Origin of the sequence: Nonomuraea sp. SBT364, from assembly GCF_001083785.1 — a bacterium.
Lineage (GTDB): Bacteria > Actinomycetota > Actinomycetes > Streptosporangiales > Streptosporangiaceae > Nonomuraea.
In genome coordinates this window covers 1-13,249 of record NZ_LAVL01000207.1, presented here as the reverse complement: position 1 = coordinate 13,249, position 13,249 = coordinate 1, and the positions used below count along the sequence as shown (strand labels likewise).

General features: G+C 73.9%; 13 protein-coding genes. 6 read left to right on the top strand and 7 right to left on the bottom strand.

The genetic code is table 11. The features are described 5' to 3' along the window. The 3 genes from ADY59_RS42650 to ADY59_RS42640 all read right to left on the bottom strand — a co-directional run. The coding region (locus ADY59_RS42650; protein ID WP_049575571.1) for a P1 family peptidase at positions 1-619 on the bottom strand (619 nt) is incomplete at its 3' end. Further along, a complete protein-coding gene (gene moaA, locus ADY59_RS42645; protein ID WP_049575568.1) occupies positions 620-1,609 on the bottom strand; it encodes a GTP 3',8-cyclase MoaA in 990 nt (329 codons plus the stop codon). Between the two features lie 58 nt (positions 1,610-1,667). Further along, on the bottom strand, positions 1,668-2,423 hold the full coding sequence (locus ADY59_RS42640; protein WP_231619160.1) for a phosphotransferase enzyme family protein: 756 nt from the start codon (positions 2,421-2,423) through the stop codon (positions 1,668-1,670). 92 nt (positions 2,424-2,515) lie between these two features. On the opposite strand from ADY59_RS42640, the gene ADY59_RS52015 reads away from it, so the two are divergent. Together ADY59_RS52015 and aroQ are read left to right on the top strand one after the other, a co-directional pair. Then, positions 2,516-4,633: an RtcB family protein gene (locus tag ADY59_RS52015; protein WP_197094117.1), complete on the top strand. Its 2,118-nt coding sequence runs from the start codon at positions 2,516-2,518 to the stop codon at positions 4,631-4,633. A 28-nt stretch (positions 4,634-4,661) separates the two neighbouring features. Further along, on the top strand, positions 4,662-5,117 hold the full coding sequence (aroQ, locus tag ADY59_RS42625) for a type II 3-dehydroquinate dehydratase (RefSeq protein ID WP_197094120.1): 456 nt from the start codon (positions 4,662-4,664) through the stop codon (positions 5,115-5,117). On the opposite strand, the gene ADY59_RS42620 is transcribed toward aroQ, so the two are convergent. From ADY59_RS42620 to ADY59_RS42605, 4 genes are read right to left on the bottom strand one after another with little or no spacing between them, the layout of a single operon-like run. Next, on the bottom strand, positions 5,092-6,303 hold the full coding sequence (locus ADY59_RS42620) for an RNA polymerase sigma factor (RefSeq protein ID WP_049575566.1): 1,212 nt from the start codon (positions 6,301-6,303) through the stop codon (positions 5,092-5,094). The two genes, aroQ and ADY59_RS42620, sit on opposite strands and share 26 nt — an antisense overlap. After that, positions 6,300-6,644 carry a YciI family protein gene (locus tag ADY59_RS42615; RefSeq protein ID WP_049575564.1) on the bottom strand — a complete coding sequence of 115 codons (345 nt, stop codon included), beginning with the start codon at positions 6,642-6,644 and terminating at the stop codon, positions 6,300-6,302. The genes ADY59_RS42620 and ADY59_RS42615 overlap by 4 nt, the downstream gene beginning before the upstream one ends. A 52-nt stretch (positions 6,645-6,696) precedes the next feature. Next, a complete protein-coding gene (locus tag ADY59_RS42610; protein WP_049575562.1) occupies positions 6,697-7,917 on the bottom strand; it encodes an IucA/IucC family C-terminal-domain containing protein in 1,221 nt (406 codons plus the stop codon). Then, positions 7,904-9,049: an alanine racemase gene (locus tag ADY59_RS42605; protein ID WP_049575559.1), complete on the bottom strand. Its 1,146-nt coding sequence runs from the start codon at positions 9,047-9,049 to the stop codon at positions 7,904-7,906. Before ADY59_RS42605 ends, ADY59_RS42610 begins: the two co-directional genes overlap by 14 nt. A 180-nt stretch (positions 9,050-9,229) precedes the next feature. Between ADY59_RS42605 and ADY59_RS42600 the strand changes: the two genes are divergently transcribed. The 4 genes from ADY59_RS42600 to ADY59_RS42585 all read left to right on the top strand — a co-directional run. After that, positions 9,230-10,144: an ABC transporter ATP-binding protein gene (locus tag ADY59_RS42600; protein WP_049575557.1), complete on the top strand. Its 915-nt coding sequence runs from the start codon at positions 9,230-9,232 to the stop codon at positions 10,142-10,144. Further along, positions 10,141-10,929 carry an ABC transporter permease subunit gene (locus ADY59_RS42595; protein ID WP_049575554.1) on the top strand — a complete coding sequence of 263 codons (789 nt, stop codon included), beginning with the start codon at positions 10,141-10,143 and terminating at the stop codon, positions 10,927-10,929. The genes ADY59_RS42600 and ADY59_RS42595 overlap by 4 nt, the downstream gene beginning before the upstream one ends. A gap of 55 nt (positions 10,930-10,984) precedes the next feature. After that, positions 10,985-11,695, top strand: coding sequence for a response regulator transcription factor (locus tag ADY59_RS42590; RefSeq protein WP_049575550.1), 711 nt, complete (start codon positions 10,985-10,987; stop codon positions 11,693-11,695). Further along, positions 11,692-13,249 (top strand): sensor histidine kinase (locus ADY59_RS42585; protein ID WP_156326086.1); only part of this gene is annotated, 1,558 nt, incomplete at its 3' end. The genes ADY59_RS42590 and ADY59_RS42585, both read left to right, overlap by 4 nt.

The window sequence follows — 13,249 nt, the reverse complement described above, 5'->3', positions numbered from 1 at the left end:
GATGCGGGAGGCGGAGGGTGCCGCCGAAGTTGGCCTGGACGAGCACGCCGAGCGTGCACGGGACGTCGTCGAGGGGGACGATGCGGGAGGCGGTGCCGACGCCGGCCTTGTAGCCCAGCGCCACGGTGCCGGTGCCCGCGCCGGCGCAGCCCTCCTCGACCGGGCCGCCGGTCGCCGACTCGATGGCGGCCAGGACGTGCGCCTCGGTGATGGGGCGGGCGCGGATGTCCGACAGGTGGCCGTCGTTGCACTCCCCCACGACCGGGTTGAACGTGCGTACGCCCGCGCAGTCGGGCCGCGCCAGCATCCACGTGACGAGCGCGTCGGCGGCGCGGAAGGCGGACAGCGTGGCGGTCAGGACGACGGGCGACTCCAGCAGGCCGAGCTCGGCGAGCTGGGTGGCGCCGACGAGTTTGCCGTGGCCGTTGCCGGTGAACACGCCGGCGGGCAGCGGGCTGACCGGGGTGGCGCCGGGGACGACGGCGGTGACGCCGGTGCGGACGTCGGGGTCGCGGACGACCGTGCGGTGGCCGACGCGCACGCCGGGGACGTCGGTGATGGCGTTGTGCGCGCCGGGGCGGCCCGCGAGCGGGATGCCGAGGTCGCGCGCTCTGGGCACCTAGCCGCCGATCGCCGACATGGGCCGGGCGGGCTGCAGGAAGGACGGGTCGTCGATGCCGTGGCCGGGGCGTTTGCGGGCGACGGCGGCGAGCCAGCGTTCGGCGAGCTCGTCGTCGGTGGCGCCGGCGCGCATCGCGGACTTGAGGTCGGACTCCTCGGTGGCGAACAGGCAGTTGCGGATCTGGCCGTCGGCGGTGAGCCGGACGCGGTCGCAGGCGCCGCAGAACGGCCGGGTGACCGATCCGATCACGCCCACCCGGCCGGGGCCGCCGTCGACGAGGAAGCGCTCGGCGGGGGCGCTGCCGCGCTCCTCGGTGTCGTCGGGCGTGAGCGTGAACGAGGCCGACAGCAGGTCGAGGATCTCGTCGGCGGTGACCATGTTGTCGCGGCTCCAGCCGTGCTGGGCGTCCAGCGGCATCTGCTCGATGAAGCGCAGCTCGTAGCCCTGTTCGAGGCAGAAGCGCAGCAGCGGGGCGGCCTCGTGCTGGTTGACGTCGCGCATGAGCACGGAGTTGACCTTGACGGGGCGCAGGCCGGCGTCGTGCGCGGCGGCCAGGCCGGCGATCACGTCGGTGAACCGGTCGCGGTGCGCGAGCCGCTTGAACGTGTCGCGGTCGAGGGTGTCGAGCGAGACGTTGACGCGGTCGAGCCCGGCGGCGGCGAGCGGGGCGGCCAGGCGGGCCAGGCCGATGCCGTTGGTGGTGAGCGACACCTGCGGCCGGGGGCTCAGCGCGGTGGTGCGGGCCACGACGTCGGGGAGCTCGCGGCGCAGCAGCGGCTCCCCGCCGGTGTAGCGGACCTCGCGGATGCCGAGGAGCTCGACGCCGATCGTGACCAGCCGGACGATCTCGTCGGCGGTCAGCAGCTGGGCGTTGGGCAGCCAGTCGAGGCCCTCGGGCGGCATGCAGTAGGAGCAGCGCAGGTTGCACTTGTCCGTGAGTGACACCCGCAGATCCGTCGCCACCCGTCCGAACGAGTCTCGCAACATGGGGCGCCACCTCCTGTCGTTCGCAGAGGGCCAGCCTACGTCGGCCGTCGGTGGTGTCTCAAAACGCATACCGCCGTACATGGCGGGCGTCGGCGAGATACAGCTCAGGATGGCCGTCGGCGAGGTGGGCGGCGAAGGCCGCGTCCCCGGCGGCGGCGCGCTCCCGGATGAGGCCGGCCAGCGCGCGCAGGGCGCGCACGAGGGTGTCCGGCAGCGCCCGCCGGTCGGCCTCGGGCAGGCCGTAGGCGTCGCAGAACAGCCGCAGCCGCCGGATCTGCTCGGTCACGGGCAGCGGGTCCTCGCCGTGGCCGCCGGTGGTGATCGGGACGAACCGGTAGGCGGCGTAGGCGACGTCCCACAGGCGGGGCGCGGGGTGGGCGGTGTCGAAGTCGATGAACGCGACGGGCACGCCGTCGCGGAAGACGCAGTTGTACGGCGCGACGTCGCCGTGGCAGATCACCTCGGCGGGCTCCTTGGGCGCGAACTGCCAGATGGCGTCCGCGGGCGGGACGTAGCCGGCGGTGGCGTCGTGGTAGTCGCGCAGCAACGCCGCCACGGCCCGGAGCGTGGCGTCGCTCCAGGTCCAGGCGGGCGCCGGGTAGTGGGCGACGGTGCCGGGCAGGTAGTCGAGGATCTCCCGGCCCCGCTCGTCGAGGCCGTGGGCGCGGGGCGCGCCGGTGAAGCCGCGGGCGGCCAGGTGGTCGAGCAGGCCGTGCACGGCGGGGGTCCACGGCGCGGCGGGGCGGCGGACGGTGTCGCCGGCCCGGACGACCTCGTTGACCCCGCCTCCGGCCAGCGGTTCTTCGGCGATCACGCCGGGGATCGTAACAGGCGGCGGTAAAATGAGTGGGCTTTCACCTGCGCCCCCGGCAGACTGGATCAAGAACGAACCGAGGAGATCCACTCATGCCGAACCAGCCAGCACCGAACCTGCTGTCATGGGCCAGCGAGATCGACGAAGGAACGATCATGCAGGCCGCCCGCGCCGCGCGCCTGCCGTTCGTCTCCGGTCACGTCGCTCTCATGCCCGACGCGCACGTCGGCATCGGCGCGACGGTCGGCTCGGTCATCCCCACCGAGGGCGCGATCATCCCGGCCGCCGTCGGCGTCGACATCGGCTGCGGCATGGTCGCGACCGAGACCACGCTCACGGCCGCAGATCTGCCCGGCACGCTCGACGCGCTGATGCCGATGGTGGAGCGCCGCATCCCGGCCGGCGTCGGCAAGGGCCACGAGGACCCGGCGCTCGACCGGGCGCTGAACGAGATCGGCCGCCCGCACACGCACCTGACGGGCAAGCAGGAGGCGACGGTTTCGCGCCAGTTCGGCACGCTCGGCTCCGGCAACCACTTCGTCGAGGTCTGCCTGGACGAGCGCGACCGGGTGTGGACGGTGCTGCACTCGGGCTCGCGCGGCATCGGCAACCAGCTCGCCACCCGGCACATCGCGGACGCCAAGAACCTGATGCGCCGCCAGGCGATCGGCCTGGAGGACCCGGACCTGGCCTACCTGGTGCAGAACACGCCGGAGTTCGACGCCTACATCGAGGACATGCTGTGGGCGCAGCGCTACGCGATGGCCTCCCGCGCCCGGATGGACCGGGTGCTGGTCGACGCCCTGTTCCGGGTCGTGGGCCAGGGCCGGCGGGTGCGGACCATCAACTGCCTCGCCGGAGAGACAGCCGTCATGACGAGCACGGGGATCCGCCCCATCTCTGAGCTGGCTGGGGGCGAGCACGAGTTGCTCACCACGGACGGCCTCTGGGTGAAGGCGCCCGTTCGCTCCTTCGGCCGCCAACGACTCCTGCGAGTGCGGTTGTCGCGCAACGGCGTCGAGAAGACGGTGTACGCCACCGCGGACCACCGCTGGCTCCTGCGTACCCACTCAAGTGGCGGCACGCGATATTGGGGGAAGCGGCCGGCCGAGGCCACGACCGCCGAGCTGAGACAGGGCGACCGCCTCGCGTGGACCTACAGCCGGAGACCCCAGGGAATGACCGTGGACGACGAGGGAGCCGCTAGAGGGTTCGTATTCGGTGATGGCTCTGCAGTCTCCCCGAACACGTCACGGGCGATCTTCTGCGGAACCAAGGACCTCGCCCTCCTCCACCTGTTCGATGGCATCGGCAACCCTCTGCGCGTGTACAGCACCATGAAGGTGATCACTGGATTGCCGGTGGCGTGGAAGACATGCGCTCCGCCTCTCGACAGTCCGCCGTCGTACCTGTACGGGTGGCTCGCAGGATACTTCGCCGCGGACGGCGACGTCGGCCAGACCGGCCGCCCCACGCTGGCGTCGGCGTCACGTGCGCATCTGGAACAGGTGCGTCTCATCTGCGATCTGATCGGGATCGGTACGTACGGGATTCGCCGACGCATGCGTTCAGGATTCGGCAAGGAGCCGACTCCGCTGTATCTCTTGGGGTTGATGCGTGGAGATCTCGACCCTTCGTTCTTCCTCATCCCCTCACATCGCCAGCGCTTCGAAGCCGGCGTGAACGCGGTGGAACGGCGCGGGTGGACCGTGACCGGAGTCGAGGAGACGGACCGCGTGGAAGAGGTCTTCTGCGCGGTGGTGGAGAACACCCACGCGTTCGCGCTGGAGGACAACATCCTCACCGGGAACTGCCACCACAATTTTACCCAGATGGAGGAGCACCACGGCAAGAAGCTGTGGATCACCAGGAAGGGCGCGATCAAGGCCGACACCGGTGACGAGGGCGTCATCCCCGGCTCGATGGGGACGCGCTCGTACATCGTCAGCGGGCGCGGCAACCCGCAGTCGTACAACTCGTGCGCGCACGGGGCGGGGCGGCGGATGTCGCGGACCAAGGCCAAGCGCGAGCTGTCGGCGTCGTCGCTGAAGGCGGCGATGCGGGGCCGCACCTGGAACGAGGACCGCGCGGCCGCGCTCGTGGACGAGCACCCGGAGGCGTACAAGCCGATCGACCAGGTGATGGAGGACCAGAAGGACCTGGTGACGGTGCGGCACACGCTGCGGCAGGTGTTCAACTACAAGGGCTGACGCGCCGGCTGCTCCAATGGCTGCCACAATGGCGGGCGTGACGACCGTGTACGTGTTCAACGGGCCCAACCTCAACCTGCTCGGCACCCGCAGGCCGGAGGTCTACGGGACGGCCACGCTCGCCGGCGTGGAGGCGCTGTGCCGCGAGGAGAGCGAGGCGCTCGGCCTGGAGCTCGACTTCCGGCAGTCCAACCACGAGGGCGACCTGGTCGACTGGATCCAGGAGGCGGGCGCCGCGGTGCGGGCGGGCCGGGCGGTGGGCGCGGTGATCAACGCGGGCGCCTACACGCACACGTCGGTGGCGCTGCACGACGCGATCGAGGGCGCGGAGCTGCCGGTGGTGGAGGTGCACATCTCCAACGTGCACAGGCGTGAGGCGTTCCGGCACCATTCGTACCTGTCGCCGGTGGCGGCCGGGATCGTGGTGGGGTTCGGGGTGCACGGTTACGCACTGGCGATCAAGGGGCTGTGTCGGCCCAGCTGATGCGTTCCTCCAGCAGGGCCTGCTGGGCGGGGTTGGCGGTCAGCCGCAGGGCGCGCTCGTCGGCCTCGCGGGCCTCGGCGGGCCGGCCGAGGTCGCGCAGCAGCTCGGCGTGGGTGGCGTGGTAGAGCGGGTAGCGCTCCAGCGCGGCCCGCAGGTCCTTCAGCTCGCCGAGCGCGGCCTCGGGGCCCTCGACGCGGTGGACGGCGATGGCGCGGTGCAGCCGGGTCACCGGTGAGGGCGCCAGCCGGAGCAGCATGTCGTAGAGCACGACGATCTGCGGCCAGTCGGTGTCCTCCCACCGGGCGGCCTCCGCGTGGCAGGCCGCGATGGCGGCCTGGAGCTGGTACGGGCCGGGCGCGCGGTGACGGCGGGCGGTGCGGGTCAGCAGGGCGGCGGCCGCGGCGATGGCGTCGTGGTCCCAGCGGGAGCGGTCCTGGCCGGGCAGCAGCACGAGACGGCCGGCGGCGTCGAAGCGGGCGGCGTCACGGGCCCGGTGCAGCCGGATGAGCGCCAGCAGCCCGGCGGCCTCCGGTTCGGCGGGCAACAGGCCGGTGAGCAGCGAGGCGAGCCATTCGGCGTCGTCGACCAGGTCGCGCGAGTGCGCCCGTTCGGCGGTGCTGGACAGGTAGCCCTCGTTGAACAGCAGGTAGATGACGGCCAGCACCTCGCGCACGCGGGCGGGCAGCTCACCGGCGGCGGGCACCCGGTACGGGATGCCGGCCTCGGCGATCTTCCTCTTGGCGCGGGTGATGCGCTGGGCGACCGTCGTCTCGGGGGCGAGGAAGGCGGCGGCGATCTGGCCGGTGGTGAGCCCGCACACCACGCGCAGCGTGAGCGCGATCTGCGCGGCCCGGGGCAGCGCCGGGTGGCAGCAGGTGAACATCAGCCGCAGCCGCCCGTCGGGCTCGGCGGGCGCGGGGGTGCGCAGCAGCTCCAGCTTGGCGCGGTAGGTGGACTCGCGGCGCAGCACGTCCAGGCCGCGGCGGCGGGCCACCGTGTAGAGCCAGGCGTCGGGGCGGTCCGGGATGCCCTCGTCCGGCCAGCGTCGCAGCGCGGTCTCGACCGCGTCCTGGACCAGGTCCTCGGCGGCGGAGAAGTCGCCGAGCAGCGACACCAGGGAGGCGGCGAGCCGGCCCGCGTGCTCGCGCACCACGCGGGCCAGCTCGTCCTCGGGCGCGATGGTCACCGCTCGACGGGCCTGATCTCGACCGTCGGGCAGGCGGGCCAGGTGCGCACCATGGCCAGGGCCTCGTCCAGGTCGGCCACGTCGATCTCGGCGAAGCCGCTGACGACCTCCTTGCCCTCCATGAACGGCCCGTCGGTGATGACGGGGTCGCCGCCGCCCTCCATACGGACCGTGGTGGCGGTGTGCGGCGGCGCGAGCTTGCTGCCACCGGTGATCCGGCCGGCGTTGTCGGCGAACCACTGCTCGACCTTGCCGACGGCCTGCGCGCGTTCCGCGTCGGTCATGGCGGCGAGGTCCTTGGCGAACTGCTCGGTGTCCATGAACATCAGCACATATTTCACGACTGTCCCCTTCCCGTGGGTCTCACCTGTTAGACGATCGGGAGGTGGGCGGTCACGACATCGGCCGCCAGGCGGGGGGCTCGCCCGTGTCGAGCAGGTCCCAGGCGCCGCCTTCGCGCAGGCGGTCCTCGTAGTAGTGGACGGTCGCGGGCATGGGCACGTGGGTGTCGAAGGCGTCGCGGGCCGCCTGCCTGAGCCGTTCGGGCGGCACGCCGAGCGCGGTCTCGGCGACCCCGGCGAGCCGCTCCAGCGCGTGGTGTCCGAGGAAGCTGTCGTAGGCGAGGCTGAAGACGCGCTCGCGCGGCTGGCGGATGTCGCGGGAGATCACGTTGACGGGCGGCAGGTCGCGGGTGAGGCCCAGGTCGTGGCGGGTGCGGGGATCGACGTAGACGCCGCAGTCGCGGTAGAGGACGGCGGTGCGGCCGCCGCCGTCGAAGGTGAACAGCGTGTTCTGGCCGTGCGGCTCCAGGACGCATCCCGTACGGGTGACGGCCCGCAGCCAGAGCTCGACCATCGGGGTGACGACCCGGCCGGCCAGCCAGTCGCCGGGGTCCTCGCCGGAGCGGGCGGCGAGCTGCTCCATGAGCGTCGGGTCGCCGGGCCGCCGCAGGTCGTGGCCGTACAGCGCGAACAGCGGCACGGTGAAGGCCAGGCCGCCGGCGCGCGGGCGGGACTCGCGCAGCAGGAAGCCCCACGCCTCGCGCGGGTCGTCGCCGAGCACGCCGCCGGCCACCTCGGGGAGCACGGGCAGCCCGGCGGCCAGAAGCTCCTCGGCCACCCAGAGCTGGAGGGTGATGATCGGGCGGCGCAGCCTGCGGGTGAACCGCGACAGCCGCCGGGGGTAGTGCAGCTTGACGAAGTGCGGCTCGACCGGCTCGCCGCCGATCCGCTCGACGAACACGGTGCGGGCGTTGGCCGACGGCACCACCGTCAGGTCGGGGCCGCGCTCGCGCAGCGCCTCACGGCCGGGCAGGGCGGGGTGGGCGAGCGTCTCGGGGTGCACGGGCAGCAGGAAGCCGTCGCTTCCCCGGTACAGCTTGGTGAGCGTGGATTCGACGCTGTTCTCCACGCTGTTCTCGACGCTGTTCGTCAGGAACGTGCCCGCGACCCGGAAGGTGGGGACGGTGAAGCGGTCCAGGCCGAGCTGCGGGTGGTACGGCTCGGAGATCTCCAGGTCGGCGGAGAAGCTGCTGTAGGCGCGGGTGCCCCCGCCCAGGTGGCGCTCGGCGTACTGCCAGGTGTGGAGGGGGTCTGCGGCGTCATCGAGGATCATCGCGTCCGTCCAGGTAGTGCAGGGCGGGGTGGGGGTGCATGAGGAAGTCGTGGTGGGACAGGTTCCAGGCGTAGGCGCCGGCCAGGCCGAAGGCGACCAGGTCGCCGGGGCGCAGGCCGGTGACGGGGGCGTCGCGGTGCAGCACGTCCTTGGGGGTGCACAGCTGGCCGACGAGGGTGGCGTGGCCGGTCAGCGCGGGGCCCGCGCTCTCGCGGTGGACGATCGTGAAGGGCTGGTCGTGGCCGCGGGCGACGGGGGTGCGCAGGTGGTGGGTGCCGCCGCGCAGGACGGCGTAGTGGCGGCCGTGGTTGCGTTTCACGTCGAGGACGTCGGTGACGTACCAGCCGTCGTAGGCGGTCAGCGCGCGGCCGGGCTCGATCCGCAGCCGCGCCCCGCCGAGCCGGGCCAGGGCGGCGGCGTAGGAGGCCCAGCCGAACCGCTCGTCCGGGGCGCCGTAGTCGACGCCCATGCCGCCGCCCAGGTCCAGCTCCGGCTCGGTGAGGTGCGGCAGGTGCTCGGCGATCCAGGCGAGCGCCCACCGCGCGACCCCGGCGGCGAGCCCGGCCAGGCCGGCCGCGTCCTCCCTGGCCCAGGTCAGGTGGGTGTGCAGGCCGTGCACGCGGACGTGCGGCGCGTCCCTCAGCAGGAGCAGGCAGGCGGCCAGCCCGTCGGGGTCCATCCCGAACGGGGTGTCGGCGCCCTCGCCGGGCAGGCCGGGGTTGGCGCGCAGCAGGACGTCGGCTCCGCGCGCCCCGGCCAGCCCGATCAGGCGGGCCAGCTCGCGGGGGCTCTCGACGTGCAGCCGCTCGACGCCCGCGCCGAGGGCGAGGGCCAGCTCGGCTGGGGTCTTGCCGGGGCCGCTGAAGGCGATCCGGGCGTCGGGCGCGACCTCGCGCACGTGCGCGAGCTCGCCGCCGGAGGCGACCTCGAAGCCGTCCACGTACGGGCGCAGCGTCCGCAGGATCTCGGCGGCCGGGTTGGCCTTGACGGCGTAGAAGACCTCCGCCGTGCCGCCCATCGCGGCGCGCACGGCCGCGGCGTGATCGGCCAGGCCGGGCAGGTCGTACAGGTAGGCGGGCAGGCCGTCGGCGCCGGCCAGCCGCAGCGCCGCGGCGCGCACCCGCTCTCTCACCGGCCGCCGCCCCGCTCTCGTCTCCTCATCGGCTCATTGTTCCTCATGGGCGGCTTCCTGGGGGTTTCCTGTGAGTGAACGGGCGCGGCGGCGGGCGGGACCGGACCGGGACGGCGGATTCCCAGAGTTCTCCCAGAAGTTCCCAGAAGGCGGCCAGGCGGGCCCGCCAGGATCACGCCCATGACGACGATCGACGTAAGAGGGCTGACCAAGCGGTACGGGCCGGACACCGTGGTGGACGACCTGTCGTTCACCGTCGCCCCCGGGCAGGTGACCGGCTTCCTCGGCCCGAACGGCGCGGGCAAGTCCACCACGATGAAGATGATCATGGGGCTGGCGGCTCCCACGCGCGGGTCCGCCACCATCGGCGGCCGCCGCTACCGCGACCTGCCCGTGCCGCTGGCCGAGGTGGGCGCGCTGCTCGACGCCGGGGCGGTGCACGGCGACCGGAAGGCGTACGACCATCTGCTGGCACTCGCCGTGAGCAACGGCCTGCCGCGGCGACGGGCCGGCGAGGTCCTGGCCAGGACCGGGCTGGAGGGCGTGGCCGGCAAGCGGGCCGGCGGGTTCTCGCTCGGCATGCGGCAGCGGCTCGGCATCGCGGCGGCGCTGCTCGGCGACCCGGCGGTGCTGATCTTCGACGAGCCGGTGAACGGGCTCGACCCCGAGGGCATCCGCTGGATCCGGGACTTCATGCGCTCCCTCGCCCGCGAGGGCCGGGCCGTGCTGGTCTCCAGCCACCTCATGAGCGAGATGGCGCAAACCGCCGACCACCTGGTCGTCATCGGCCGCGGCCGGCTCATCGCCGACATCGGGATGAGTGAGTTCCTGCGCGCCGGCGGCGAGGGCACCGTGCTCGTCCGCACGCCCGAGCCGGGCGCGTTCGCGCGGCGGCTGACCTCCGCCGGGGCCACCGTGCGGGGAGGGCCCGAGTCGTCGCTCGTCGTCTCCGGCCTGACGAGCGGGGAGATCGGCAAGCTCGCCGCCTACCACGGAGTCGAGCTCAGCGAGCTCACCCCGCAGCGGCCCTCGCTGGAGGACGCCTTCATGGAGCTGACCAAGGACAGCGTCGAGTACCAGGGGGCTTCCGCATGAGCTCGCCCAAGGTGACGTTCGGCCGTCTCCTCCTCGCGGAGTGGATCAAGCTGCGCGGGCTGCGCTCCACCTGGTACACGCTGGCCTGCCTGTTCGCGGTCGGGCTCGGCATCACGTTCCTGACGATGAGCTCGGCCGGGGCCGACTACGCGAGCGCCACGGCCGCCGAACGTCAGGAGTGGGACCCGACCGGCCTCAGCCTGACGACGTACATCGTCGCCCAGCTGATCATCGGCGTGGCCGGCATCCTGGTCGTCACCTCCGAGTACGCGACCGGGCTGATGCGGACCACGCTGGCCGCCACGCCGCGCAGGCACCTGCTGCTGGCGGCCAAGGTGGTGGTGGCCGCGGCCGTCGCCGTGGTGGCGGGCCAGGCGCTGATGTTCGCCTCCTTCTTCCTCGGCCAGGCCCTCCTGGCCGGGCAGGGCGTGCCGTACGCGCGGCCCGGCGGGGAGGGGGTGCTGTCCGCGGTGGCGGGCGGCGGGCTCTACCTCGCGGCGATCGCGCTGCTCTCGATCGGCCTCGGCACGATCATGCGCGCCACGGCCGGGGCGCTCGCCACCCTGGTGGGCATCGTCTTCCTGGTGCCGGCCGTCGCGGGCATCTTCCCGTCGTGGCTGCAGGGTCTCGTCACCTTCTGGCCGACCCGGGGCGCGGCCGCGGTGCTCGCGACGGTCCCCGACCCGGCCTACCCGCACCCGTGGCTGAACCTGGGCGGGATGTGCCTCGGCGTGGCCGCCGTGCTGGCCGCCGCGTTCGTGGTCTTCCGCCGCCGCGACGTGTGATGGGCGGGAGGCGGGCTTCCGTATCCTGGCCGGCGTGGACGGATCAGGTCAGGCCATGACGCCCCGGGGAGACGCCGAGCGGCTGCTGGTGGTGGACGACGAGGCCACCGTCCGCGAACTGCTCGCGGCGACGCTGCGGTTCGCCGGGTTCCGGGTGACCTCCGCGGCGACCGGCACCGAGGCGGTCACCGCCGCCACCGCCGAACCGCCCGATCTGGTGCTGCTCGACGTGATGCTGCCCGACATGGATGGCTTCGAGGTGGTTCGGCGGCTGCGTGAGCGGTGGCCGGAAGGGCGCGGCGGGCCGGTGCCCGTCCTGTTCCTCACCGCCCGCGACCGCCAGGCCGACAAGGTCACCGGGCTCTCCCTCGGCGCCGACGACTACGTGACCAAGCCGTTCGACCTGGAGGAGCTGATCGCCCGGATCCGCGCGATCCTCCGCCGCACCTCCGGCCACCAGGCGGGCGTGCTGACGGTGGGGGCGCTCACGCTCGACGCCGAAGGGCACCAGGTGACACGCGAAGGCCGGCCGGTACGCGTCTCCCCCACCGAGTTCCGGCTGCTGCGCTACCTGATGGAGAACGCCGGGCGCGTGGTGTCCAAGGCGCAGATCCTCGACCGGGTCTGGCGCTACGACTTCGGCGGCGACGCCAGCATCGTCGACACCTATATCTCCTACCTGCGGCGCAAGGTCGACGCCGGGGAGCCCAAGCTCATCCACACCGTGCACGGCGTGGGCTACGTGATGCGCGAGCCCCGGCGGTGAGGCGGCTCTCGCTGCGGGCCAGGCTGCTGCTGCTCACCGCGGGGCTGCTGCTGGCCGGGCTGAGCCTCGTCGGCGCGGTCGTCTCCGACCAGCTGGAGCGCCATCAGCTCGGCCGGCTCGACGGCCAGCTGCGCTCACTCACCGCGCTCATCTCCCGGGTGTCGGCCGCGGGGCCGTCCGGGATCGAGGACGCCGCCGCCCACCCCGACCTGCTCGAACCGGGGCTCGCCCTGTTCGGCAGCCCGTACCTGGTCTATCTGGACGCGCGCGGCGCTGTCGCGGCCGGCGTGCACCCTCCCGGGGTGGACCGCGCCACTCTGCCGCGCCCGGCCGACCTGCGCGCGGTCCCCGCGGGCGGGCCGGCCGTCGACCTGCGCGCCGCCGACGGCTCCGGGCGCTGGCGGGCCGTCGCCCGGCCGGCCGTCGGATGGGGCGGTACGGTGATCGCGGCCGCGCCGCTGGCCGAGGCCGACGCCGCCATCGCCCGGGTCCGGGCCACCAGCCTGATCAGCGGCGCCGTGCTGCTCGTCCTGCTGACGGGGGCCGGCTGGTTCGCCCTCGGCCGGGGGCTGCGGCCGCTGCGCCGGATCGAGCACACGGCCGCCGCGATCGCCGGCGGCGACCTCACCCGGCGCGTGCCCGTCCTCGCGCCGCCCGGCACGGAGATCGGGCACCTGGCGGCGTCCCTCAACACCATGCTCGGCCAGCTCGAACGGGCCTTCGCCGACCGGGCCGCGTCCGAGGCCCGGATGCGCGCGTTCGTGTCGGACGTCAGTCACGAGCTGCGCACGCCGCTCTTCGTCATCAAGGGCTCGGCCGAGCTCCACCGGATGGGCGCGCTGGCCGGGCCGGCCGACGTCGACGAGGCGATGCGCCGCATCGACCGCGAGGCCACCCGGCTCACCGCGCTCACCGAGGACCTGCTGCTGCTCGCCCAGCTCGACGAGGGGCCCGAGGGGCAGCTCGACCGGGCGCCGATGGATCTGCGCACGCTCGCCAACGACGCCCGGCACGACCTGCGCGCCCTCGACCCGTCGCGTCCCGTCGAGGTCACCGGCCCCGGTGGCGGGCCGCCCGGCCCGGCCCCGGTGCACGCCGACGAGGCCCGGCTGCGGCAGGTGGTCGCCAACCTGGTGGGCAACGCCGCCGCCCACACGCCGCCGGGCACCCCCGTGCGGATCGGCGTCGGCACGGCCGGCGGGCGGGCGGTGCTCGACGTCTCCGACGACGGGCCGGGGATGACGGCCGAGCAGGCCGGGCGCGCCTTCGACCGCTTCTACCGCGCCGACCGCTCCCGCCACCGCTCGGGCGGCGCCGACGCGGGGCTCGGGCTCGCCATCGCCCGCTCCCTCGCCCGCGCGCACGGCGGCGACGTCGAACTGGAGACCGCCCTCGGCTCGGGCGCCCGCTTCCGCCTCACCCCCCCCCTCCTCCCCCACCCCCCCCCCCCCCACCCACACCCACCCCCCCCCCCTCCACCCCCACCCCCCCCCCCCCCCCCCCGCCCCCCCCACCCCCCACCACCCCCCCCCCGCCCCCGCCCACCCCCCCCCC

Coding starts and splice junctions, on each gene's coding strand:
- ADY59_RS52015 (WP_197094117.1), top strand. CDS start 2,516: ATGCCGAACCAGCCAGCACCGAACCTGCTGTCATGGGCCAGCGAGATC.
- ADY59_RS42595 (WP_049575554.1), top strand. CDS start 10,141: ATGAGCTCGCCCAAGGTGACGTTCGGCCGTCTCCTCCTCGCGGAGTGG.
- ADY59_RS42610 (WP_049575562.1), bottom strand. CDS start 7,917: ATGATCCTCGATGACGCCGCAGACCCCCTCCACACCTGGCAGTACGCC.
- moaA (WP_049575568.1), bottom strand. CDS start 1,609: ATGTTGCGAGACTCGTTCGGACGGGTGGCGACGGATCTGCGGGTGTCA.
- ADY59_RS42600 (WP_049575557.1), top strand. CDS start 9,230: ATGACGACGATCGACGTAAGAGGGCTGACCAAGCGGTACGGGCCGGAC.
- ADY59_RS42590 (WP_049575550.1), top strand. CDS start 10,985: ATGACGCCCCGGGGAGACGCCGAGCGGCTGCTGGTGGTGGACGACGAG.
- aroQ (WP_197094120.1), top strand. CDS start 4,662: ATGGCGGGCGTGACGACCGTGTACGTGTTCAACGGGCCCAACCTCAAC.